Annotated in this window: 18 protein-coding genes; 9 read left to right on the top strand and 9 right to left on the bottom strand. The window is 65.5% G+C overall.

The window, feature by feature from the left end:
* Window positions 1-8 precede the first annotated feature (8 nt).
* Both BerOc1_RS10110 and BerOc1_RS10105 read right to left on the bottom strand, forming a co-directional pair.
* Window positions 9-872 (bottom strand): UbiA-like polyprenyltransferase, encoded by an 864-nt coding sequence (locus BerOc1_RS10110; RefSeq protein WP_071545583.1) that lies wholly within the window; start codon window positions 870-872, stop codon window positions 9-11.
* Between the two features lie 13 nt (window positions 873-885).
* A complete protein-coding gene (locus BerOc1_RS10105) occupies window positions 886-1,329 on the bottom strand; it encodes a DMT family transporter (protein ID WP_071545582.1) in 444 nt (147 codons plus the stop codon).
* A gap of 214 nt (window positions 1,330-1,543) precedes the next feature.
* Here BerOc1_RS10105 and BerOc1_RS10100 point away from each other — a divergent pair, with 214 nt between their 5' ends.
* Window positions 1,544-1,894 (top strand): TraR/DksA family transcriptional regulator, encoded by a 351-nt coding sequence (locus tag BerOc1_RS10100; protein ID WP_071545581.1) that lies wholly within the window; start codon window positions 1,544-1,546, stop codon window positions 1,892-1,894.
* A gap of 51 nt (window positions 1,895-1,945) precedes the next feature.
* Window positions 1,946-4,375 (top strand): glycosyltransferase, encoded by a 2,430-nt coding sequence (locus BerOc1_RS10095; protein WP_071545580.1) that lies wholly within the window; start codon window positions 1,946-1,948, stop codon window positions 4,373-4,375.
* 636 nt (window positions 4,376-5,011) lie between these two features.
* On the opposite strand, the gene rfaE2 is transcribed toward BerOc1_RS10095, so the two are convergent.
* Both rfaE2 and BerOc1_RS10085 read right to left on the bottom strand, forming a co-directional pair.
* Window positions 5,012-5,494 (bottom strand): D-glycero-beta-D-manno-heptose 1-phosphate adenylyltransferase, encoded by a 483-nt coding sequence (gene rfaE2, locus BerOc1_RS10090; protein WP_071545579.1) that lies wholly within the window; start codon window positions 5,492-5,494, stop codon window positions 5,012-5,014.
* A gap of 1 nt (window position 5,495) precedes the next feature.
* Window positions 5,496-6,302: a YkgJ family cysteine cluster protein gene (locus BerOc1_RS10085; protein WP_071545578.1), complete on the bottom strand. Its 807-nt coding sequence runs from the start codon at window positions 6,300-6,302 to the stop codon at window positions 5,496-5,498.
* A 159-nt stretch (window positions 6,303-6,461) separates the two neighbouring features.
* Between BerOc1_RS10085 and selD the strand changes: the two genes are divergently transcribed.
* Window positions 6,462-7,511 carry a selenide, water dikinase SelD gene (selD, locus tag BerOc1_RS10080; RefSeq protein WP_084641356.1) on the top strand — a complete coding sequence of 350 codons (1,050 nt, stop codon included), beginning with the start codon at window positions 6,462-6,464 and terminating at the stop codon, window positions 7,509-7,511.
* Here the strand turns inward: selD and BerOc1_RS10075 are convergent.
* On the bottom strand, window positions 7,508-10,609 hold the full coding sequence (locus BerOc1_RS10075; protein WP_071545576.1) for a PAS domain-containing hybrid sensor histidine kinase/response regulator: 3,102 nt from the start codon (window positions 10,607-10,609) through the stop codon (window positions 7,508-7,510). The two genes, selD and BerOc1_RS10075, sit on opposite strands and share 4 nt — an antisense overlap.
* A gap of 169 nt (window positions 10,610-10,778) precedes the next feature.
* Here BerOc1_RS10075 and rocD point away from each other — a divergent pair, with 169 nt between their 5' ends.
* On the top strand, window positions 10,779-11,978 hold the full coding sequence (gene rocD / locus BerOc1_RS10070) for an ornithine--oxo-acid transaminase (RefSeq protein WP_071545575.1): 1,200 nt from the start codon (window positions 10,779-10,781) through the stop codon (window positions 11,976-11,978).
* 37 nt (window positions 11,979-12,015) lie between these two features.
* Here the strand turns inward: rocD and BerOc1_RS10065 are convergent, their stop codons facing one another.
* Together BerOc1_RS10065 and BerOc1_RS10060 are read right to left on the bottom strand one after the other, a co-directional pair.
* The gene (locus BerOc1_RS10065) at window positions 12,016-13,344 is read right to left on the bottom strand and encodes a cytidylate kinase family protein (RefSeq protein WP_242652941.1); all 1,329 of its coding nucleotides are present in this window, start codon (window positions 13,342-13,344) and stop codon (window positions 12,016-12,018) included.
* Between the two features lie 68 nt (window positions 13,345-13,412).
* Complete coding sequence (locus BerOc1_RS10060) at window positions 13,413-13,889, bottom strand: MarR family winged helix-turn-helix transcriptional regulator (RefSeq protein ID WP_071545573.1); 477 nt, start codon at window positions 13,887-13,889, stop codon at window positions 13,413-13,415.
* 316 nt (window positions 13,890-14,205) lie between these two features.
* Between BerOc1_RS10060 and ptsP the strand changes: the two genes are divergently transcribed.
* The 5 genes from ptsP to BerOc1_RS10035 all read left to right on the top strand — a co-directional run bounded on the left by ptsP (window position 14,206) and on the right by BerOc1_RS10035 (window position 21,050).
* A complete protein-coding gene (gene ptsP / locus BerOc1_RS10055; protein WP_071545572.1) occupies window positions 14,206-16,677 on the top strand; it encodes a phosphoenolpyruvate--protein phosphotransferase in 2,472 nt (823 codons plus the stop codon).
* A gap of 11 nt (window positions 16,678-16,688) precedes the next feature.
* Entirely contained in the window at window positions 16,689-17,648 is a 960-nt protein-coding gene (gene pfkB, locus BerOc1_RS10050) for a 1-phosphofructokinase (RefSeq protein WP_071545571.1), read from the top strand.
* A gap of 5 nt (window positions 17,649-17,653) precedes the next feature.
* Entirely contained in the window at window positions 17,654-19,387 is a 1,734-nt protein-coding gene (locus tag BerOc1_RS10045) for a PTS fructose-like transporter subunit IIB (RefSeq protein WP_071545570.1), read from the top strand.
* 128 nt (window positions 19,388-19,515) lie between these two features.
* Window positions 19,516-20,703, top strand: coding sequence for an anaerobic nitric oxide reductase flavorubredoxin (locus BerOc1_RS10040; RefSeq protein ID WP_071545569.1), 1,188 nt, complete (start codon window positions 19,516-19,518; stop codon window positions 20,701-20,703).
* Between the two features lie 17 nt (window positions 20,704-20,720).
* Window positions 20,721-21,050 carry a cupin domain-containing protein gene (locus BerOc1_RS10035; protein ID WP_071545568.1) on the top strand — a complete coding sequence of 110 codons (330 nt, stop codon included), beginning with the start codon at window positions 20,721-20,723 and terminating at the stop codon, window positions 21,048-21,050.
* A gap of 194 nt (window positions 21,051-21,244) precedes the next feature.
* Here the strand turns inward: BerOc1_RS10035 and BerOc1_RS10030 are convergent, their stop codons facing one another.
* Together BerOc1_RS10030 and BerOc1_RS10025 are read right to left on the bottom strand one after the other, a co-directional pair.
* A complete protein-coding gene (locus BerOc1_RS10030; protein ID WP_071545567.1) occupies window positions 21,245-22,102 on the bottom strand; it encodes a pirin family protein in 858 nt (285 codons plus the stop codon).
* A gap of 56 nt (window positions 22,103-22,158) precedes the next feature.
* Window positions 22,159-24,669, bottom strand: a complete 2,511-nt coding sequence (locus BerOc1_RS10025; protein WP_071545566.1) for a multiheme c-type cytochrome — start codon at window positions 24,667-24,669, stop codon at window positions 22,159-22,161.
* Window position 24,670 lies beyond the last annotated feature (1 nt).

Below are 24,670 nucleotides of genomic sequence, written 5' to 3'. Positions count from 1 at the left end.
CGAGACTATCAGCCCCGGACCGCCAGATCAATGACCGTGGCCAGGAACAGGACCACGGAGATGACCCCGTTCATGGTGAAGAAGGCCACGTTCACCCGGCTCATGTCGTCCGCCTTGACCAGCATGTGCTCGGCCATGAGAGTCACGCCCAGGAGCGCGGCCACCGTGAAGTAGACCCCGCCCAGCTGCGCGGCCCAGCCGGCCAGCAGGAAGAAGGCGGCCGCCGCCACGTGGCTCAGGGTGGAGATGAACAGGGCCGACGGGATGCCCAGCCGGGCCGGGATGGACCACAGCCCCCGGCCGCGGTCGAAGTCCGCGTCCTGGCTGGCGTAGAGCAGATCGAACCCGGCCACCCACAGGGTCACGCCGCAGAACAGCAGGACCGAGGGCAGGGAGATGGACGGGGTCACGCAGATCCAGCCCGCCACCGGGGCCAGCCCCAGGACCGAGCCGAGCACGAAGTGGCACCAGTAGGTGAACCGCTTGCAGAAGCTGTAGGACGCGGCCATGACCAGGGCCACGGGCGAGAACAGCAGGCAGAGCGAGTTCATCAGCGCGCAGGCGGCCACAAAGACCAGGGCCGCGGCCGCGATGAAGACCAGGGTGAACCGGGTGGACAGCTCGCCCGTGACCAGCTCGCGCTTCTGGGTGCGCGGATTCTCGCGGTCGATGTCCAGATCGGCGTAGCGGTTGAAGGCCATGGCAAAGGAGCGCACGGCCACCATGGCCACGGTCAGCACGATCATGTTGTACAGCCCGGGCCACCCTCCGGCGGCCAGGAACGCGCCCATATAGGCGAAAGGCAGGGCAAAGACCGAATGCTCGATCTTGACCATCCGGCACACGGCGGCCAGATCCTTGGCAAAGCTCATTGTTCTCTCTTTGTTAGTATTTGTTGACCAGCAGGGCCCCGGCCAGCAGCAGGCACACCCCGAAGACGCGGGGCCAGGACACCGCATGTAACTGATACCCCAACACGCCGTAGTGGTCCAGGGCCAGGGAGGCCACGATCTGGCCGAGCAGCAGCCAGGCCATGGTGCTCGTCGCCCCGATCTGCCCGGCCAGGACAATGCCGGCGAAGACGAAAAACGCCCCCAGCATCCCCCCCGTCCAGGTCCAGGCCGGGGCCGAGGCGGCCATGGCGAGCGAGGGCGAGGGCGTGCGCGAGACCAGCAGGTAGGCGAACAGGGTCACGGCGCCCACGGTGAAGGAGATGGCCGAGACCCAGACCGAATCCAACAACGACTCGCGCAGCCGAAGGTTGATGCCCGTCTGGATCGGCAGTCCCGCCCCGGCCACCAGGGCGAAAAGAAAAAACATCCACTTCATGTCTATTCCCTATGAGAATCTAGAGTATTTCAAGAGTTATTCAAGACATCCTTCCACTTCCATCCTTGATCGTATCGGCCTTTGGCCGGGGAGTCCACGATTTCGAATGGTTGGAATGCGCCAAAACGTCGAAAGCCTGTCACCGAAGCGCCACCCATGGAGGGCGCGGAGGGACTAGGAAGAATCAACTCATACTCAATCGGACGGAGGTAACATGACCAGGAACCAGATCAGGGAAATCAGGTCCCACCTCATGCAGGGCCTGCACAGCATCAACGGCCAATTGACCGGCGGCATCACCGCCCTCGAGAACTGCCCCGACGACACCGACTTCGCCTCCCAACTGGCCCAGCACGGCCTTTCCGTGGCCATGCAGCGCCGCCGGGTGGCCCGCATCCGCGAGATCGAGGCGGCCCTCAAGCGCCTGTCCCATTCCGACTACGGCATCTGCGAGGAGTGCGGCGAGGAGATCGGGGTGGCCCGGCTCAAGGCCAACCCCTCGGCCCGCCTCTGCGTGCACTGCCAGGCCGCCGAGGACGAAGGGCTGAACCGGCGCTGCGCCTAGGCCGCCGAACGACTTGACCGCGGCGGCCCGCCCGCCGCAACGGAGACACCCATGGCTGACCCCCTGTTCAAGGTGGACATGCACGTCCACTCACGCTTCTCCACGCGCCCGTCGCAGTGGATTCTGCAGAAGATCGGCTGCCCAGAGAGCTTCACCGAGCCGCGACGCCTCTACGACATCGCGCTCTCCCGGGGCATGGACATGGTCACCATCACCGACCACAACACCATCGCCGGAGCGCTGGAGATCGCCCACCTGCCGAACACCTTCATCAGCGAGGAGATCACCACCTACTTCCCCGAGGACCGCTGCAAGCTCCACGTCCTGGCCTACTACATCACCGAGGCCCAGCACGAGGACATCCAGCGCTGCCGGGACAACGTCTTCGACCTGGTGCCCTACCTGCGCGAACAGAACATCGTCCACGTCCTGGCCCACCCGCTTTTCGCGGTCAACGACCGGCTCACTCCGGCCCACTTCGAACAGGCCCTGCTCCTGTTCAACATCCTCGAGGAGAACGGCACCCGCGACGCCCGCCAGAACAGGACCCTGCGCGACATCGCCGCCCGCCTCACCCCGCTGGACATCGACCGGTTGGCCAACACCCACAACATCGAGCCCTACGGCGACGAGCCGTGGGAAAAAGGCATCACCGGCGGGTCCGACGACCATTCCTCCCTGAACATCGCGCGCATGCACACCGTGTTCCCGGGCCAGCCCTGCCTGAACAACGTTCTGACCGGGCTGGCCGAGCACACCACCCGGCCCGCGGGGAGCCCGGCCACCCCCCGGACCATGGCCCACAACCTCTACGGCATCGCCTACCAGTTCTACCGCTCGCGCACCGGATCCCTCTCGCCCGAGGTCTCCGAACATCTCTGCTTCCGGTTCATCAAGGCCGCGCTTTACCCCGGCGACGAGCCCAGGCAGACCCTGTCCACCCTGCTCCAGCGCATCATCGGGCGAGGCAAGGCCACCCTGCACCGCGAATACGGCCCCACCGACTCGGTCCAGGGACTGCTCCTCAAGGAGGCCGCCGACATCATCGCCCACGACCCTACCCTGCTGCGCATCGCCCGGGGCAAGGTCGACGACGTCATCACCCTGGAACGCGAATGGGCCCGCTTCGTCTCCCTGGCCGCCAACCGCGTGCTCGCCCAGTTTGCGGACCGCACCCTCAACTCGGTGCTCGGCGCCAATCTCTTCGACGTCTTCCACTCCATAGGCTCGGCCGGATCGCTCTACACCCTGCTCGCCCCCTACTTCGTGGGCTACGACCTCTTTTCCACCGAACGGGCCTTTTCCAACCAGTGCCTCGACCGCTTCCGCAAGAAGAACGCGCGCACCAGCGACGACCTCAAGATCGCCCATTTCACCGACACCTTCGACGAGATCAACGGCGTGGCCCGGACCATCCGCCAGCAGCTCAAGATGGTCGCCCGGCACGGCAAGGACATGACCGTCATCACCTGCGGAGCCAGGGCCGACGTGCCCGGCGCGGTCTCCTTCGAGCCCGTGGGCCGCTTCGACATCCCGGAATACCCCGAAATCTCGCTGGCCTATCCGCCGTTTCTCGACATGCTCACCCACTGCTTCGAGCAGGAATACGACTGCATCCTGGCCGCCACCCCCGGCCCGGTCGGCCTGGCCGCCCTGGCCATTTCCAAAATCCTGAAACTCCCCTTCCACGGCACCTACCACACCGCCTTTCCCGAATACGTCGGGGCGTTCACCGAGGACGCGGGCCTGGAAGACGGCTGCTGGCGCTACATGTCCTGGTTCTACAACCAGATGCAGGTCATCTACGCGCCCAGCGAGGCGACCAAGTTCGAACTCATCGACCGGGGCATCGATCCCGGCAAGATCGTCACCTACCCGCGCGGCGTGGATACCGAACGGTTCCACCCGGCCAAGCGCAACGGCTTTTTCAGCCGGTTCGACATCGGCGGCGGCACCAAGCTCCTCTACGTGGGCCGCGTGTCCAAGGAAAAGGGGCTGGACACGCTCACCGAAGCTTTCCGCAAGGCCGCCCGCATGCGCGACGCCATCCAGCTCATCGTGGTCGGCGACGGCCCGTATCTCGCCGAGATGCAGCGCGCCCTGCGCTCCACCCCGGCCACCTTCACCGGCGTGCTCAAGGGCGAGGCCCTGGCCCAGGCCTACGCCAGCGCCGACCTGTTCGTCTTCCCCTCGGCCACCGACACCTTCGGCAACGTGGTTCTCGAGGCCCAGGCCTCGGGTCTGCCCGTCATCGTCACCGACAAGGGCGGCCCGGCCGAAAACGTCCTGCCCAACGAAACCGGCCTCATCGTCCCCGCCGGAGACCCCGACTCCCTGCTCCGCGCCATCCTCCACATGGTCGACACCCCGGAACGCATCCAATACATGCGCCGCAAAGCCCGCTCCCACGTGGAGAACCGCACCTTCGACGCCACCTTTTTGAAGACCTGGGAGATATTCGGCGACCACGTGGCCGCGTAGGAAAGAATGCCTCCGGCGGCTGGGGCGCTGCCCCAGACCCCGCCAGGGAACCTTTTGAAAAAGGTTCCCTGGACCCTCCCAAACTTCTTGTGTCGCCTGCGGCGAAAGCGTGGGCGCGGGGAGGTGGATTGTTGCGCGTGGAGGAAGGAGTAGCTTGGAAGGACGGTGTCCCGAAGGGTTCGCGCCGGGCGTCCATGGGCCTCGGAGGGCCGTCCGGCGCGAACCCTTCGGGACGGTAACCAACGCCGCTGGCGGGTGTGGACGTACCCCCTTCAGACGCCTTTGCGGCGTTTTATTCCTGTCGGCGAGGCAATAATTCTTGAGGCGTTGCGCCTTCCCCAAAACAAAACCCGCGATTTCGGGTAGAAAAAACGGCGTGCCTCTTTTCGCAAAGAAGCACGCCGTACCATCCGTTTTCTCTATCCGAAATCGCCAACCGACACGGCGGAATGCGTTCCCGTCGCACCCTTCCGCGTCCGCACGCCCCTGAGCGAAGCGAACACGGGATTCTTAAGGCCCTCGGCCTTAAGCGGGGACGCGTCGGGTCTTAGGCCGAGCTTGCTCGGTCTTAGAGCCGTCGACAGCAGCGATAGGGCAGCGCCCTGGTCTCCCCGAAGGGGCCGCCGGAGGCCTCCCCTAGCCCCGCACTCTCTCCAAAAACGCCGTCGTGGAGTACCCTTCCAAAAGCGGCAGGCTGTGCACTTCGCCGCCCGCCTTGGCGACCACGTCGGCGCCGACGATCTGGTCGACGGGCCAGTCGCCGCCCTTGACCAGGATCTGGGGGCGGCAGGCCTTGATGAGTTCGAGCGGGGTGGATTCATGGAAGATGATGATGTGGTCCACGCAGGCGAGCCCAGCGAGCACGAAGGCGCGTTCCTCGGCGGTGTTCAGGGGGCGGTCGTCGCCTTTGCCGAGCATCTTGACGGACTCGTCGGAGTTGAGGCCGAGCACCAGGGAATCGCCCATGGCGCGGCAGCGCTGGAGCAGGTCCACGTGGCCGGGGTGGAGGATATCGAAGCAGCCGTTGGTAAAGACGAGCCGGTGTCCGGGGGCAAACACACCCTTCCGTTTGAGGAAGGTGCGGATGGACATGAGCTTGGGATTATCGGGCAGGGACATGTCAGTTTCCTTCGGGCCGGACGCCCTTGCGCCGCATGGGGACGTTTTTGGGCTTGAGCTTGGAGGTGTCCTGGAAGAGCACGAGCTCGAACCAGTCCATGGCGAAGGACAGGGCCACGTTTTCGTTGGTGATGATGGCCTGCTGGCGTTTTTCGTCCACCTCCACGCGCTCGAAAAGCTGCATCTTCTGGATGAATCCCTGGAAATCGTCGATACGGTACAAGGCGAGGATGGCCATCTGGTTGAGCTTGTCCGAGATGGGTCGGCCGAGCTGGCGAGTGCGCGACAGGATGTTCATGTACCGGTCGTTGAACGCGGTATAGTCCTTGAAGCCCTGGTCCTGTTTCCAGGATTCGCCGGTCCATTCGTCCTTTTCGAGGAACCCCTTGCAGTGGTCCTCCCTGACGATGAAGAACTGTTCAAGCACGCCGCCCTTGCCGTCGGGCCGGGTGGCCCGGCCGAGCGGGTACATGCGGCAGGCGCCGGGCCGGTCGGCGTAGATGCGGCACCCTTCGGAGGTGACGAAGGCGCAGGACCGCCGGGCGTTGTCGAGCATCTTGAACTTGAACACCGGGAAGTTGGTGTCCGGCGCGTGGAAGGCCGTGGTGTGCACGCGCAGGAAGTCCATGGACGGCATGTCGAGCGCGGCCCGCATGCGCAGGATGTCGTACGGCGTCAGGACCATGTCCAGGTCCGAGCAGCAGGCGTTGAAGCACTCGATGCCGGGGTAGCATTTGAAACAGTATGTCTTGCCCTCTTCCAGTTCCGGAAGGGAGTCCAGAAATTCCTTGGTCTCGTCTTGTTGCATGGTGGTTCTCCAGGGGGTCTTGTTCCCTTTGTCCCCGCCGGGGGGCGGCGGGCGTGAGTCCTCGTATCACTTGAAGGGGGGAAAGGCAAAGGATGGGCGTCCCCCGCTCCACTTCCCCTTCCCCCTGACCTCTGGTAGAGATCAACCCAAGGAGAAGTCATGGAAAAGTTGAAACTGGTCCAGATGGTCAAAGCCGCGGGCTGAGCGGCCAAGATCACTCCGGGGGACCTGGAGATCGCACTTTCGGGCCTTGGGGTCCGGCCAGACAACCGCGTGCTCGCCGGAGGCCCCGGCGACAACGAGGACGCTGCCGTTTTGTCTTTTCCGGCGGGCAAGGCCCTGGTCCAGACCGTGGATTTCTTCACCCCGGTGGTCAACGATCCCTACCGCTTCGGGCGCATCGCCGCGGCCAACGCCCTGTCCGACGTCTACGCCATGGGCGGCGAGCCGTGGGCGGCCATGAACATCGTCTGCTTCCCGGCGGACAGGCTGCCCATGTCCGTGCTGGCCGAGGTGCTGCGCGGCGGCAAGGACACGGTGGAGGAGGCGGGCGCGGTGCCCAGCGGAGGGCACAGCGTGGACGACCCGGAGATCAAGTACGGCCTGGCCGTGTCCGGGATCGTGGACCCGGACCGCTTCGCCTCCAACCGGGGCGTCCGTCCCGGCGACGAGCTGATCCTGACCAAGCCCATCGGCACGGGCGTGCTGGCCACGGCGGTCAAGGGCGAGATGCCCGGCTGCGACGAGATGGAGGACCTGCTTTTCGAGACCTGCGGGCGGTTGAACAAGACCGGCGGCATGGTCATCCGCGAGCTCGGCCTGACCGGGGCCACGGACATCACCGGCTTCGGCCTGGGCGGCCACATGATCGAGCTGGCCGAGGCCAGCCGGGTGACGCTTGAGCTGCGCATGCACGACGTGCCGCTTCTGCCCGGCGCGCTGGACATGGCCTCCATGGGGCTTCTGCCCGCCGGGTCCATCTGCAACCGCCGCCACTACCTGCCCAAGGTCAGGGTCGCCGACGGGCTCGATCCCGTCCACTTCGACATGATGTTCGACGCCCAGACCTCGGGCGGACTTATCCTGGCCGTGCCGCCGGGGCTGGTGGCCAGGGCCATGACCATGCTCGAGCGGGCCGGGGAACCCGCCGCCCTGGTGGGCCGGGCCCTGCCTGCCGCCGCCGGGGACCCGCCCCTGGCCATCGTCTAGTCCGTCCGGGATTCGGGTCTGTCCATGACCCGCTCGATTTCCTGCTGCAAACGGTCTATCTCGAACGGCTTGGACACGTAGCCGTTCATGCCCGCCTCGATGAAGCGGTCGCGGTCGCCCTGCATGGCGTGGGCGGTCAGGGCGATGACCGGGATGTCCAGGCCGAGGTCGCCGCGTATGACCTTGGTGGTGGCCACCCCGTCCAGGCCGGGCATCTGGATGTCCGACAGGAAGAGGTCGAAGGGCCGCTCCCTGAGGGCCTGGAGGGCCTCCTCGCCGCTGCCCACGCACTCCACCCTGTGGCCAAGCTTTTCCAGAATGCGCTGGACTACCACGCGGTTGACCCGCTCGTCCTCGGCCACCAGGATGGACAGGCCGCCGCTCTCCGTCGCCGCCGGAACGCCGACCGGATCGTCCGACGGCTCGGCCGGGCGGGCCTGTATGGTGAAATAGATGGTCGTGCCCTCGCCCACCTCGGTGTCCACGCTGATGGAGCCGTCCATGAGCTGGACCAGCCGCCGGACGATGCCCAGCCCCAGGCCGGTGCCCTGATACTTGCGGGTGGTGGAGCCGTCCACCTGGGTGAAGGGGTCGAACACGGCGTCCACCTTGTCGCGGGGGATGCCGATGCCGGTGTCCGAGACCTCGAAGAGCAGCCGGATGGCGCCATCCCTGGCCCCGGATTCCAAGGGGTGGGCCCGGACCTCGATGGAGCCGCTCTCCGTGAACTTGACCGCGTTGCCCACCAGGTTGAAGAGAATCTGGCGCAGCCGCCCCTTGTCGGCCACGAAATGGCGGGCCAACCCCTCGTCGATATCCCAGCGCATGGCCACGCCCCGCTCCTCCACCGAGTGGCGGAAGGTGGAGACCACCTGGTCCAGGACCTCGCCCAGCTCGAAGGGAATGGCTTCCAGTTCGAGCTTGCCCGACTCCACCTTGGACAGGTCGAGGATGTCGTTGAGCACCTGGAGCAGGCTGCGGCCCGAATTCAGGGCCGTCTCCAGGTAGTCCCGCTGCATGGGAACCAGCTCGCTCAGCTGCATGAGCTGGAGCATGCCGAGCAGCCCGTTGAGCGGGGTGCGGATCTCGTGGCTCATGTTGGCCAGGAATTCGTTCTTGGCCAGGCTGGCGGCCTCGGCCTTGGTCATGGCCTTTTCCAGCTCGGCGGCCATGGACTTGAGTTCGGTGATGTCCGCGGCCATGTGCATGTGCACCAGCCGCCCCTCCAGCCAGCGGATGGCCCGGTCGTGGGTGAGGTGCCAGCGCCCGCGCCGCTCGTAGAACCGCTCCGAAACCAGGGTGTCCACGGCCTCGCCGTTCTCGTCCACCAGTTTCTCCTTGGGGCAGTTCGGACAGCGGCGGTCCAGGCCGCGGATGATTCTGTGGCAGGCCATGCCGTCCTCGATGGGGCCGTAAAAATCGCACATGCCCGCGTTCATGAACAGGATCTCGTTGCTCTCGAAATCGCTGACGTAGATGTCCGCGCTGATCCCGTCCAGGATGTTCAGCAGCCGCTCGTGGGCCTGCTTGACCTCGGTGATGTCCGCGATCATGGCGAACGCCCCGAGCTGCCTGCCGTCCTCGGCCATGAGCGGCGTGGACGAGACCATGCCCCATATCTCGGCACCGTCCCTGCGCAGGAAACGGCGCTCGTAGCGCTCGCGCCTGCCCAGCCCCTTCTGCTCGATGCGCCGCAGGTTCTCCTCCCAATCGGACGGGGCCACGAAGTCGAGCATGCTCCGGCCGATGACCTCATCCACCCGGCAGCCGAGGAAATCGGCCACGATCTTGTTGGCGTAGGTGATGACCTGGTTCGCGTCCAGGCCGAGGATGCCCTCGTTGGCGGTCTCGACGATGAGCCGGTACTGCTCCTGGGTCTTCTTGCGGGCTTCCTCGGCGAACCGCGCCTCGGTCACGTCCCGGCCGTACACGGCGATGGCCGTGGCCTCGTCCCCGTCCAGCACGGGATAGATGACCCCGTCGAGAATCCTCCCGGACCAGACCACCTGCTCGGACATGGGGGAGCGCGCCTCGGCCACCCGGGAAAAGGCCTCGCGAACCATGGGCCGCAATCCCTCGGGGATGAAGTCGAAGACGCTCTGCCCGGCGTCCGCCTCCCTGTCCAGGCCCAGGAAACGGGCCATGTTCCGGTTCATGGCCAGGACCGTGCCGTCCACCTTGAACAGCCCCACCGAGTCCCCGGTGGCGTTGATCATGGCCTGCAGAAAATGTTCGCTGGTGCGCAGCCGCTCCTCGATGCGCTTGCGCTCGGTGATGTCGCGGGTGGTGCCGATGTAGCCCACGGCGTTGCCGTGCTCGTCCCACAGCCGCCGGGCCATGGATTCGCCCCAGATCATGGACCCGTCCTTCTTCCTGAAGCGCATCTCCAGCCGTATGGTGGACGAGGCGTCCGCGGGGCCGTCCGCGCGGGCGTCCACGGACTCCCAGGCCTTCCGGGTGGCGGCCATGGAGTCGGCTGACACGGCCTCGTCGGCGCACATGCCGACCATTTCCTCGGGGGTGAACCCCCGGACGCGCTTCACGGACGGGCTGACGTAGGTGTACCGGCAGTCGTTGTCCATGGTCCAGATGACGTCGGCCGCGTTCTCGGCCAGGAAGCGGTACTTTTCCAGGCTCTCGCGGGCCATCCTCTCGGCCGCGCGCCGGTCGGTGACGTCCCGGAAGATGCCCCACAGGGCCGGAGGCTCGCCCGCCTCGCCGCGCTGCAGCCAGCAGTTGACCCTGACCAGCAATTCCCGGCCGTCGCCGGTAACCAGCCCTTTTTCGAATTCGTGGGAGGATCGGCCGGATTTGAGCAGGCCGCGGATCGTCTCGCGATCGCGGAGCCGGTCTTTCTCGGGGGTGAAGTCGAGCACGGTCCTGCCGAGCAGCTCCCCCCGCTCGCGCCCGAGCAGCTCGCAAAAGGCCGGGTTGGCCTCGAGGATGAGCCCGTCGATGTCGGTCTTGATCACCCCGTCGCCCAATGCGTCGCACAGCCCCCTGAAGCAGGCGGGATCGATAAAGGATTCCCCCCGACCGGTCCGGGGCGATTCTTCCGAGGGCGTCTCGGCCCGTTCGCTCGTATCAGGATGCGTCATAGGCCCTTTCCATGTGACAGTACCTATCATCTAATGGATTTGAGCGTTTTCCGCCACTCCAAAACCCACAATATTTCGTCATGGGTTGAATCCGGCGAAAAGGGGAGGTACGCTTAAAAGGCCCCTTTTCCGGGCGGGCCGCACGACAACCGCAACCTCGAGGAACGCCATGCAATCCGACCGATACATCCTGCTTGAAGACGAATACGGCGCCCACAACTACAAGCCGCTGGACGTGGTCATTCAGCGCGGCCGGGGCGTCTGGGTCTGGGACGTGGACGGCAACAGGTACATGGACTGCCTGTCCGCCTACTCGGCCGTGAACCAGGGCCACTGCCACCCGAAGATCAGGCGGGCCCTGGTCGAGCAGGCCGAAAAGCTGACCCTGACCTCGCGCGCCTTCCGCAACGACCAGCTCGGCCCGCTCTACAAGGAGCTGTGCGACCTGACCAACTCCCACAAGGTCCTGCCCATGAACTCCGGGGCCGAGGCCGTGGAGACCGCCATCAAGGCCGTGCGCAAGTGGGGCTACCAGGTCAAGGGCGTGCCCGAGGACAAGGCCGAGATCATCGTCTGCCGCAACAACTTCCACGGCCGGACCATCACCATCGTCTCGTTCTCCACCGATCCGGTATCCACCACCGGTTTCGGCCCGTTCACCCCGGGCTTCAAGGTCGTCGACTTCGGCGACGCCGAGGCGCTCAGGGAGGCGATCACCCCCAACACCGTGGCCTTCCTCGTGGAGCCCATCCAGGGCGAGGCGGGCGTGATCATCCCGCCCAACGGCTATCTGCGCGACGTCCGGCGCATCTGCGATGAGGCGGGCATCGTCCTCATCCTGGACGAGATCCAGACCGGCCTGGGCCGCACCGGCAAGCTTTTGGCCGAACAGCACGAGGGGATCGAGGCCGACCTGACACTGATCGGCAAGGCCCTGTCCGGCGGCTTCTACCCGGTCTCGGCCGTACTCTCCAACACCGAGGTACTGGGCGTGCTCAAGCCCGGCGAACACGGCTCCACCTTTGGCGGCAACCCGCTGGCCTGCGCCGTGGCCCGAGCAGCCCTCAGGGTCCTGACCGAGGAGAATCTCATCGAAAACGCCCGAGAGATGGGCGAATACTTTCTGAAGGGCCTGAAGAGCATCGACAATCCCAGGATTCGGGAGGTCCGGGGCAAGGGGCTGCTCATCGGCGTGGAGTTCGCGCCCGGCGCGGGCGGCGCGCGCGGGTACTGCGAACGGCTCAAGGAGGCGGGCCTGCTCTGCAAGGAGACCCACGAGACCATCATCCGCTTCGCCCCGCCGCTGGTCGTCACCCGGGACGAGGTCGACTGGGCGCTTGAGCGCATCGCGCCCGTGCTCGGCGCGTAGCACCGGACACGGGCGGCGGCCCGGCCTTGACGGGAGCCTAAGCGGCCTCTTTCAGTTCCGCGGGTTCGCCTTGGGGATGCAGGATTCCTTCGGGGATGATTCCGATGATCTTGTTGGCGATCTCCGCCTCATTGCCGTATGCCGCGCTGTTTATGGCGATGTGGTAGTTGGTCGAATCCCGCCAGTTTTCGCCCGTGTATTCCAGACAGTAATTGGCCCGTTCGCGGTCCATCTTTTCCAGTTCCTTGTTGGAAATCGACGCGTCCACGCCGTATTCGTTGACCATCTTGGCCTTGCGGAATTCCTCGTCCGCGTGGATGAAGACGTTGAAGCAGTTGGGATTGTCCTTGAGGACGAAATTGGCGCAACGCCCCACGATGACGCAGGGGCCCTTGGCCGCGATCTCCCGGATGATCTTGCTCTGCACCAGGAACAGCACATCGGACGGAGGGAGCTCGTCCTGCACATAGGCGTAGCTCTGCATGTAGAGTTCATCGAGCAGCGTACCGGCCAGTTTCTGTTCGTTCTGCCGGATGTATTCCTCGGTAAAGCCGCTTTCCCTGGCGGTGATGTTGATCAACTCCTTGTCGTAGAAGTCGATCCCCAGTTTCTTCGCGATTTCCCGGCCGATACCGTGTCCGCCGCTGCCGTATTCGCGGGAAATCGTGACCACGAGATGCTGGCCGAGCGCTCCGTCCACGGCCGCAAGCCCCTCCATCCCGGCGACGTCGTTGCCCAGCCAGGCGTCGAGCCAATGTATCCTGCTGTTGTAGAATTTGACCAGGGAGCCGACCAGGAGCGCGGCGATGACCGTCCCTTCGCGGATGCCTTCCAGCCTGTGCAGGAAGACGAAGGAGCTGGCCAGGCCGATGACGACCATGGAGCTGTCCAACGAGACCTTCAGCTTGCCGAACTCCTTCTTGAAGGTGTCTGAGACCACTACGGCCAGGCCGTCGCCCGGGAGATAGGTGAGCTTGGCCTTGACCAGGGAAAAGACGCCCAAGGCGATAAGCACGCAGCTCAGCAGGCAGACCAGAACCTGCCACACGTATGTGGACACGGAGAGGCTGTCGATGGCGTACAGGGCCAGGTCGATGCAGAAGCCGAACACCGTGACCGCGGCCAGTTGCGAGAGGTGCAGCAGGGTGTACCGCTTCCGCAGGATCAGGAACTGGGCCAGGACGAACAGGGTGTTCATCAGGATGGTCAACTCGCCCAGGGACAGATCAAGCTTCAGGCTGTAGACGTACGGTATGCAGGAGATGGGCGACACGCCCAGGTTGGCTTTCACGGAGAACGCCACGCCGAAGGCCATGACGCCCAGGCCGACGATGGCGACGAAAATTCTTTTACATGTTTTTTTCAAGGTGCTGTCTCTACTCAATCTGTTGCTTGGTTAAGAATCGGAGCCGCCCGCTTGCGCATGACGAACGGTCACTCCCCGTCTTCCGGAAGGGGACGGCCCAGTCCGCGATGGAGATTGTCTATGACCCTGTCGAGCAGCGACATGAGCAGGGTTTGCTCGGCCGCGTCGAGGCCGGAAAGAAGGACGTCGTTGTGGGCCTTGAGCATGTCGACCATCTCCCCTTGCAGGCGTTCCGCCTTGGCGGTCGGGTAGACCTTCTTCCGGCGGCGGTCCCCCGGGTCCTCTTCGCGGCGGATAAAGCCGTTGTCCTCCAGCGACTGAAGCGCCCTGGCCGTTGCCGCCCGGTCGAGACAGAGATGGTTTGTCAGGTCCTCCTGAACGATCCCCGGAGAAGTCAGTATCTTCATCAGGTAGGGAATCTTGCCCTTGCTGATGCCCGATTCGGACAAGGGGCCGGACAGGTAGATCAGGCTGAGGCGATGGATGATGGAGAACCTCCGGCCCGGGGATCCCAGGTCGAACGCCATTATCTTTTCGGAATTCATGCCGCTCCAATTCGTTGATGAGTCAATTGTTGACAAGTCAATAAATTCATCGACGAGGACTGTCAACGGCTTATTCCCGTTAATTCCCGATCGAACCGGCCCCCGGCTCCATGGCCGGGCCGAAGCCGTGAAAATATAATCCACGCCCCCTCCCCAAAGGCTTTGTATTTTGATAACCCTGGAAATGTTCGAACAACCGCTGTCCGGCGAAGCCGGTGCGGGGAAAGGAGAGCGGCGGACGGACGAGCCGAGCTCCCGGCGCCCAGCCGCCGGACACGGCGCGCCTTTCCGCGAAATACGCCCAAGGAGGCGAGCCATGATGGAGATGACCAAGGCCAACATCGTCTTGAACGCGGAACCCTCCGGCAAGCTGCAGGCCATCGAGCAGGTCGGCGAACTCCTGGTCCGCGAGGGCTACATCCGGCCCGCCTACATCGGCAGCATGAAGCGGCGCGAGGAGGTGGCCAACACCTATCTGGGCAACGGCATCGCCATCCCCCACGGCCTTCCCGAGGACCGAAACGACATCCTCAAGACCGGCGTGGTCGTCCTCCAGGTGCCCCAGGGCGTGACCTGGAATCCGGGCGAGGTCGTCAACCTGGTGGTCGGCATCGCCGCCAAATCCGACGAGCACATCGAGATCCTGACCAACCTGACCCACGTCCTGGACGACCCGGCCACCGTAGAGCGGATGGCCACCACCGACGACCCTGCCTACATCGTCCGAGCGCTGAGCGGGGAGGCCGGTGCCAGGCGGCGTCCGGCCCCGCAGCTCGACGTCTCCGACTTCGACCACTCCGTGGACGTCACGGTCATGAACCCGCATGGGCTGCACGCGCGGCCCGCCACGTTTTTCCTGGACATCGCCAAGCTCTTCGACTCGACCATCGCGGTCGAATACGACGGCCGCTCGGCCAACGGCAAGAGCCTCGCCTCCCTGCTCAAACTCGGCGTCGGGTCGGGCAAGCTCATCCGCATCCACGCCAAGGGCGAGGACGCGCGGCAGGCCCTGACCGCCCTCAAGGACGCCGTGGACGCGAGGCTGGGCGAAACCGGGGAAGAAGAGACGACGGTCCGCACGGCCCACGGCTGGGTTCCCAACGAGGTCAAGCGCACCATCCCCGGCTGCACCGCCTCCCCAGGCCTGGCCTGCGGCCCCATCCGGCAGTTCACCCACCGCCGCATCGTGGTCGAGGCCATGGCCAAGGACCCGGAACATGAACTCGCCGAACTGGGCCACGCAGTGGCCGCGGCCAAGAGCAACCTGCGCCTGCTCTACAACGAGGTCCGGTCGCGGTCCGGCGAACCGCAGGCGGCCATCTTCCGCGCCCACGAGGCCTTTTTGGACGACCCGGAACTGCTGGCCGAGACCAGGGGGCGCATCCGGAACGGCTACAGCGCGGGCTACGCCTGGCGGCAGGTCATCGACGACCGCGTCCGGGCCATGGAGCAGCACGACGACGCGGTCCTGGCCGCGCGGGCCATGGACCTGAGGGACGTGGGCCGGCGGGTGCTGCGGCACCTGGCGGGCGTGCTCCAGGACGAGCCGTTCACCTCGGATGAGCCGGTCATCCTCGCGGCCGAAGACCTGACCCCCTCGGACACCGCCCTGCTCGACCCCGCCCTCATCCTGGGCTTCTGCACTGCGGGCGGCGGGCCCACGTCGCACTCGGCGATTATCGCCCGCTCCCTGGGCATCCCGGCCATCGTGGCCGCAGGCCCGGCCGTGCTCGATATCGAGGACGGGACCATGGCCATCCTGGACGGCGACGGCGGCAACCTCTACCTGGAGCCAAGCCAGGCCGACATCGAGACCGCCGCCAAGGCCCGGCAGCGCATCAAGGAGGAGCGCGACGCCGAATACCGGACGCGGTACGAACCGGCCCTGACCCTGGACGGGGTCCGCATCGAGGTGGCCGCCAACATCGGCAAGGCCGGCGAAGCGGAAAAGGCCGTGGAGGGCGGCGGCGAAGGCGTCGGCCTGCTGCGCACGGAGTTCCTCTTCCTGGACCGGGAGACCGCGCCGGACGAGGACGAGCAGTACCTGAGCTACAAGGCCATGGTCGAGGCCCTCAACGGGCTGCCGCTGATCGTCCGCACCCTGGACATCGGCGGCGACAAGGCCGTGTCCTATCTGGACCTGCCCGCCGAGGACAATCCGTTCCTGGGCGAGCGCGGCATCCGGCTGTGCCTGAACCGGCCGGAACTCTTTCTGACCCAACTCAGAGCCATCTACCGCGCCTCGAAGCACGGGCCGCTGCGCATCATGTTCCCCATGATCGCCACCCTGGACGAATTGGCCGCCGGGAAGCGGCTGGCCGAAAAGGCGCGCATCGAGGTCGGGGCCGATCCCGTGGACATCGGCATCATGGTCGAGGTCCCGTCCGTGGCGGTCATGGCCCGCGAGTTCGCCAAAGAGGCGGCCTTCTTCTCGGTGGGGACCAACGACCTGACCCAGTATGTCATGGCCATGGACCGGGTCCACCCGACCCTGGCCGCCCAGGCGGACAGCCTGCACCCCGCCGTGTTGCGCATGATCGACCAAGTGGTCCGGGCCGCGGACGAGGCGGGCATCTGGACCGGCGTGTGCGGCGGCCTGGCCGGGGAGCCGCTGGGCGCGGTCATCCTGGCCGGGCTCGGCGTCAGGGAACTGAGCATGGTCATCCCGAGCATCGCCTCGATCAAGGCCCGGCTGCGGTCCATCACCATGGAAAAGGCCCGGGAGATCGCGCGGGCGGCGCTCGCCTGCGCCGACAACAACCAGGTCCGGGCCCTCAAGCTGCCCTAGGCGAGGCCGCCATGCAGGATGATACGACACGCATCGTCACCGTGACCATGAACCCGGCCATCGACCTGGCCTGCACGGTCCCCGGCTTCGCGGCCGGAGCGGTCAACCGCGTGGCCGAGTACCAATCCGACGCGGCGGGCAAGGGCGTGAACATCGCCGGGCTGCTGCGCAGGTTCGGCCTGCCGGTGGCCGTGACCGGCTTTTTGGGCACGGAGAACGCCCGGATATTCGAAAAACGGTTCTCGGACCTCGGCGTGGCCGACGAATTCGTCCGGGTGCCGGGCGAGACGCGCATCGGCATCAAGGTCCTCGACCCGGAAAGCCGGTCCACCACGGACATCAACTTTCCCGGGCTCGCGCCGGACGCGGGCCACATGGACCGGCTGGCCGAGACCGTGGAGCGGCTGTCGGGCGAGGCCGAAATCGTGGTCATCGCGGGCAGCCTGCCCGTGGGCGTGGCCCCGGATGCGGTGGGCCGCCTGGTACAGGTCGTCAAGGCGCAGGGGGCCAAGGCCGTGGTCGACACCAGCGGCCCGGCCCTGGCCTGCGCGGTCGACGCCGCGCCGTGGCTGGTCAAGCCCAACGACGACGAGCTGGCCGAACTGGTCGGCCGTCCCATGGAGTCCCTCGACGACCTGGTGGCCGAGGCGCGCCGCATGAACGCGGCGGGTATCGCCACCGTGGCCGTGTCCCTGGGCGCGCGCGGGGCCGTGTTCGTGGAGGACGGGCGGGCCCTGCTCTCCCGGCCTCCCGAGGTCGAGGCGGTCAGCACGGTCGGTGCCGGGGACGCCATGATCGGCGGCCTGGTCGCCGGGATGGCGCTGGGACTGCCCCTTGAGGAACGGGTCCGCAAGGCCACGGCCCTGGCCGCGGCCACGGTCATGCGGGCCGGTCCGGCCCTGCACGATCTCAACACTGCAAAGGTCTTGGAATCCCGAATAGAAATCACCAATCTCCAGGTGGGAGGGTAATCGCCATGTCCAGAATCGTCGCAGTCACCGCATGCCCCACCGGGGTGGCCCACACCATCATGGCCGCCGAGGCGCTGAAAAAGGTCGGCGCGAGCATGGGCCACGAGGTCGAGGTCGAAACCCAGGGGGCCGAGGGGGCCAAGTACGTCCTCTCGCAGGAGAGCATCAACGCCGCGAGCGTGGTCATCTTCGCGGCCGACATCCACGTGGATCCCACCCGGTTCCAGGGCAAGCCGCTCTACGCCGTGACCACCAGCGAGGCCATCCGCAAGACCGGGGAGGTCATCAACGCCGCCCTGGCCGAGGCCGAGGAGATGGCGGCGGCCAGGGCCGAGGCCGCGCCCTCGGCCGGGAGGAAGTTCATCGTCGGCGTGACCTCCTGCCCCACGGGCATCGCCCACACCTTCATGGCCGCCGAGGCGCTGCGCAAGGCGGGCGAGGGGCTGGGCCACGAGATCAAGATCGAGACCCAGGGATCGGTGGGGGCCAAGAACGTCCTGACCGACGAGGACATCGCCCGGGCGGACGCGGTGGTCATCGCGGCCGACGCATTCGTGGACACCAACCGGTTCGCCGGGAAGCCGCTGTACGAGACCACCACCAAGGCGGCCCTGCACGACGGAGCGCAGGTCGTCAGGTCCGCCCTGTCCGCAGCGCCGGGCGCGAAAAAGGACCTGGCCGAGCGGGTCTCGGAACTCAAGAAGGAGCGGTCCGCCAGCCGGACCGGGCCCTACCGCCACCTGATGACCGGCGTGTCCTACATGCTGCCCGTGGTCGTGGCGGGCGGCCTGCTCATCGCCCTGGCCTTCGCCTTCGGCGGCATCTACGCGGGCGACAAGACCGGGACCTTCGGCTGGGCCCTGATGCAGATCGGCGGCGGGGGCGCGTTCTCCCTGTTCGTGCCGGTGCTCGGCGCGTTCATCGCCTATTCCATCGCCCAGCGGCCGGGGATCACGCCCGGGCTGGTCGGCGGCGCGCTGGCCACCACCGTGGGCTCGGGGTTCCTGGGCGGCATCGTGGCGGGCTTCATCGCCGGGTACCTGACCCAGTTTTTGAACGACAGGATCAAGCTCCCGCAGAACCTGGAAGGGCTCAAGCCGGTGCTCATCCTGCCGTTTCTGTCCACCCTGATCGTGGGGTTGCTGATGATCTACGTCATCGGCCCGCCGGTGAAGATCGTGCTGACCGCGCTTTCGGAATGGCTCAAGAGCATGCAGAGCACCAGTGCGGTGCTGCTCGGCCTGCTGCTGGGCGCGATGATGGCCTTCGACATGGGCGGCCCGGTGAACAAGGCGGCGTACACCTTCGGCGTGGGGCTGCTCTCGTCGAACATCTACGCGCCCATGGCCGCCATCATGGCCGCGGGCATGACCCCGCCGCTGGGCCTGGCCCTGGCCGCCACGCTGTTCAAGAACCGCTTCACCGAGGACGAGCGGGAGGCCAGCAAGGCCGCCTTCGTGCTCGGCATCTCCTTCATCACCGAGGGCGCGATCCCCTATGCGGCAAGGGACCCGCTGCGGGTCATCCCGTGCATCATGCTCGGCTCGGCCGTGACCGGAGCCCTGTCCATGGCCTTCCAGTGCACCCTCATGGTCCCCCACGGCGGCATCTTCGTCCTCCCGATCCCCAACGCGGTCGGCGGCCTGGCCGCCTATGCCGCAACCATCGTCATCGGCTCCATCGTCACCGCCGGAGCCCTGTTCGCGGCCAAGCGGCCGCTGAAGACGGAGGCGGAATAGGACGGCGGACGGCGCGCGGATGCTGCGAACGGCTGGAGGAGGCCGTCTTGCTCTGTATGTGGAAACGGAGTCTTGTTTTGTCGTCAACTGACTCAGCCAACAGGAAAAAAGATTAAAGGGGAGGATAAATGGGTTTCAAACTAACCGAGAGCGTCACCTGGGTCGGCAAAATAGATTGGGAATTGCAAAAATTCCATGGGGAGGAATACTCGACCTTCAAAGGATCCTCCTACAATTCCTACCTGGTCCGCGATGAAAAGGTAGCTCTGATAGACACGGTATACGGCCCGTACGGCGAGGAGTTCCTCGCCGGCCTGGGGAGAGAGATCAATCCGGACAAAATTGACTACATCGTCATGAATCACTGCGAAGTGGACCATAGCGGCGGGCTTCCCGAGCTCATGCGCCGTATACCGGATGTCCCGATTTATTGTTCGGCCCAAGCCGTGAAAATCCTGAAGGGGTACTACCATTCGGACTGGAATTTCCAGGTGGTCAAGACAGGGGACACCCTTTCTTTAGGGAAAAAGACCCTTTCCTTTGTTTCCGCCCCCATGCTCCATTGGCCGGACTCCATGTTTACCTACATGGACAAGGAGAACGTTTTATTCAGCAACGACGCCTTCGGTCACCACCTCGCGTCCGACCTGATGTTTAACGACCTGGTGGACCAGGAGGAACTTTTGAATGAGTGCATCAAATATTATGCAAACATACTGACCCCCTTCAGCAAGCTGGTAACCAAAAAAATAAACGAAATCATAGCGATGAATTTATCAGTTGACTTCATCTTCCCCAGCCACGGCATCATGTGGCGCGACAATCCCCTTCAGATTGTCCACAAATACCTGGAGTGGGCGGATGATTACCAGGAGGACCAAGTCACCATAATCTACGACACAATGTGGAACAGCACGAGGGACATGGCCGAAGCGATCGCAGCGGGCATCCGCCAGGCGAACAAGCAGGTCGTCATCAAAGTGCTCCACGTCGGGCAACGGGACAAGAACGACATTCTCACGGAGATATTCCGCTCTAAAATGGTGGTTGCGGGCTGCTCGACCATCAACAAGGGGATTCTCTCCCATATGGCGGGGATGCTCGAGATGATCCACGGACTTTCCTTCAAGAACAAGAAAGGCGCGGCCTTCGGGTCCTACGGTTGGTCGGGGGAAAGTGTCAAAATGATTTCCGAAAGCCTTGAAAAGGCGGGGATCGAACTGGTTGCGGACGGATTAAAGACCCTCTGGAAACCCGATGACGCAGGCCGCCTGGAGTGCGAAGCGTACGGTCGGCGACTCGCCGAGAATCTATAGCCTTGAAAGGAGTTCGAATGAGCAACACCAAGAAGACCGGCGTCTCTTTCGATGTCCAAGAATCGATCAAATACGCGGAAGACTCCGTCGTGAGCCAGACCCTGCTCAACAAGGACACCGGAACGATCACTCTTTTCGCTTTTGACGAAGGCCAGGGACTGAGCGAGCACACGGCGCCGTTCGATGCCGTCGTTCACGTCCTGGACGGGCAGGCCAAGGTCACCCTGGGAGGAGAGCCCCACGATGTGCGCGCGGGCGAGATGATCATCATGCCCGCGAACGTCCCTCATGCGCTCCAGGCGGAGCAGAGGTTCAAAATGCTCCTGACCATGATTCGCGGGGAATAAAAATAATCGCGGATCACCATGCGCGTAAGGACGCCACGTCCTTACGCGCCCGCACGCCCCTGCCGAAGGCACACAAAAAGTTTGGGAGATTCTCAAGAACCTTTTTTTCAAAAGGTTCTTGAGCGGGGTCCGGGGCAGCGCCCCGGCCGTCGGAGACGCCCGCCCGGCGAAGGCCCGCCGGAGGCACTCCCCGACTACGCCTTGCCCTCGGGCGCGTGCTTGATGAACGTGCCGTTGCGGTATTCCTCGAAGGCGAGGTCGAGTTCCTCTTCGGTGTTCATGACAATGGGGCCGCGCCAGGCGATGGGTTCGCGCAGGGGCGCACCGGAGACGAGCAGGAAGCGGACGCCCGGCTCCCCTGCCTGGACCAGGAGCTGCGAGCCGTCGTTGAACAGGACGAGGTCGCGGTCGGCCACGGTCACGCCGTCGATCTCGGCGCTGCCGCCGATGACGTAGACGAACACGGTATGCCCGGGCCTGGTCGGGTGCAGGAAGGCGGTCCCCGGGGGCAGGGCGCAGTCCAGGTACTCGGGATCGATGACGATCTCCTCCATGGGCCCCCGGGCCTTGTCCACGGTTCCGGCGATGACCTTGATGGTCGTGCCGTCCGGCCGCTGGACCACGGGGATGTCGGCGGCGGTGATGTCGCGGTAGCGCGGGTCCATCATCTTGTCGCGGGCCGGGAGGTTGGCCCAGAGCTGGAAGCCGTGCATGCGGCCCTGGCTGTCGCCCTTGGGCATCTCCTGGTGGATGATGCCGCTTCCGGCGGTCATCCACTGCACGGCCCCGGTGGTGATGACGCCCTTGTTGCCAAGGCTGTCGCCGTGCTCCACGTCGCCCATGGTCACGTAGGTGATGGTCTCGATGCCCCGGTGCGGGTGCCAGGGGAACCCGGCCAGGAAGTCCTCGGGACTGTCCGAGCGGAAGTCGTCGAGCATGAGGAACGGGTCGAACAACTCGCTCTCGAAGTCGCTGAACAGCCGCCGAAGCCTGACGCCCGCGCCCTCGGTCACAGGGCGTCCCTTGAAGAGTTGCTTGATGGTCCGTTGCATCCCGGCCTCCCGGCGGCTGTTCCGCCTGTTCCGTTCCGTCCGGCGGTCGTTCCGCCCTATTCCAGTCCCATGCCCGGATGGTGGGCCGGGTAGTCCATGGCCTCCCTGTGGCAGACCGTGCAGTTGCCGCCCGCGCCCAGGGGCTGGGCCTCGTCCATGTACTGCAGGGGCATGACGTTGTCGCGCGCCGTGGCCGGATAGATGGCGTGGGGCGAGCCGTGGCACGCGCCGCAGTGCATGGCGTCCATCTCGTCGCGCCGGGCGGCGAACAGCTTGTCCGCGCCTTCGGTCCACTTGTTGAAGGCCGATTCGGTCTCGGGCGGGCCGAAGTCCACGTGACAGGTCAGGCAGTCGGGCTCGTTGACCCACGGCTTGCGGGGCTTGATGGCCTCCTTGTTGGACATGGTCCTGGGGGTGATCCGGGCCAGGATGCGGCCCGCGCCGGGCACGCCCCGTTCCTGCTCTCCCTTGAGCAGGGAGATGCCCAGATCCTCGATCATGCCGTGGCAGTCGGTGCAGGTGAAGCCCACGTCCTCGTGGCGTCCGCGCAGGGTGGACTGCGGGTGGCACTTGAGGCAGGAGTCCTCGGCCCCGCGCCCGGCCATGTAGATGGCGTGCACGCCGTGGATGGCGGCGGACAGATTGGGCTTGTCCCTGTTGCCCTCGGCCCCCTGGAGGGGATCGTCGTGGCAGCCGGTGCACTCGACCACGCCCTGGGTCTGGGCCAGCCGGGTGGAATTCATGCGGTCGTGGGTGACCAGGATGTTCTCCACCGTGCCCTTGGTCACGCCCGAGCCGTCCGTGCCCCATCTCCCGCTGTGGCAGTTGAAGCAGCCCATCTGGTCCGAGGTGGGCGCGGCCAGCTTGGCCGTGGCCAGGACCTTGCCGGAGCCGTCCGTGGCCGTCAGGGTGACGATGGGCAGGGGGTTGTATTCGCCGTTCTTGACGTAGGGCGGGATGGCCACCCTGGCCTCGAACCGGCCCGCGTCCTCGTTGAGCTCCAGCGTGCCGGTCAGGGTCTTGTCGGCCTGGTCGGGCTCGATGGCGTAGGAGACGGTCACGTCGTCCATGACCCGCTCGGGCGCGGGGTCGCGGAGCACGAGCTGGGCGCGGATGACGTTGGACGGGGGCAGCAGGGTCCACTTGTCGTTCTGGGAGAAGAAGCCCATGCCGCGCGAGCACCAGCCCACCAGGGCGTACTCCGAGGTCTCGGGATCGAACGGCGCGGACGCGGGCTCGGCCTGGTCCGGGGCCGGGGGAGCCTCCACCGGCGCGTTGCCGTTGAGGTCCTCGGCGATGTACCGGGCCAGGGCCTTGCGCTCGGCCGGGGTGCCGACGAACGGCGGCATGTACTTGTTCAGCTTGCCCATGCCGGTCAGAAAGGCGTCCATGCCGTTCACGTCATACTGGGCCGTGGCCTTGGTGATCTCGTTCATGGGGCCGCGCACCGAGTGGCAGGCCGAACATTCCAGCTGGAACAGGAACTCACCCGCGACCTTGAGGTTGGCCTCGGTGATGCCGCCGGCCAGTTCGGGCGGAGACCATTTGGCCGTGGCGATGGCCCCGTTCCGGTCGATGGTCGGCACGCGGGCCTTGAGGATGGAGGTCGAGTAGACCGTGTCCCAGATGAGATACGGCTTGCGGCCCGCCTCGCGGATGAATTCGAAGGAGCCGAACAGCCCCTGGCCGACGACCAGGACCACCAGGGCCATGGTGAAGGACAGGGTCTTGGGGGTCTTCAGGGCCAGGAGCAGCCCGCCGATCAGCGTGGCCGTGCCGAAGATCCAGAAGTACTGCATGAAGTGGGCGACGCGGTTGGACTTGTAGACGATCATCTCGTACTGACCGGGCGGCATGGAGGCCACGTACCACCAGCCGGACAGGAACACGGCCAGCACGCCGAGCACGGTCCAGGCCGAGCAGACCCGCACGGCGCGCAGCCGGGTGGGCTCGTCCGGGATGCGCGTGGCCGTGACGAATCCGAACAGCCCGGCGCACACGGCCGAGAAGAACGAGCGGAAGACCAGCGAGGGCCAGAAGGACGGATTGAAGAAGCCGTCCCAGAAGCTCCTGGTCTCCAGCCAGCCGCCCGGGGTGAGCATGAAGCCGATGATCCCGTTGATCAGGAACAGGGACAGCCAGCCGAACAGGAAGTAAAGCCAGCCCACGATCATGTGATCGCGCCGGTCCATGCGGTTCCAGGCGTAGTAGTAGATGAGCAGGGCCACGATCTCGCCCAGGAAGCAGACCCATTCCGCTGCCCAGCCGAAGACGAACTGGTGGATCAGCGTGATGGTCGCCTCGGGCGCGAGCAGGGCCACGGTCAGCCAGATGGCCACGCCGGACACGCCGCCGAAGGCCATGGTCAGGAGCAGGAAGAAGCGGGTGTGCTTCCTGGCGTACTCCAGCAGGTGGACGTTGTTCGATTTGTAGGCCGCCCGTTCGGTCAGGACCAGGAACAGGCCGCCGCCCACGGCGAAGTGGGCCACGTAGACGTGCAGGGTGGCGATGACCGCGATCCAGAAGCCGCCGCCCAGGGTGGTCAGGTGCCAGATGGGATATTCCATG

The organism is Pseudodesulfovibrio hydrargyri, from assembly GCF_001874525.1.
Classification (GTDB): domain Bacteria; phylum Desulfobacterota; class Desulfovibrionia; order Desulfovibrionales; family Desulfovibrionaceae; genus Pseudodesulfovibrio; species Pseudodesulfovibrio hydrargyri.
Note: the sequence above shows the minus strand (reverse complement) of the source record. Positions and strands in the feature narration are given on the sequence as shown.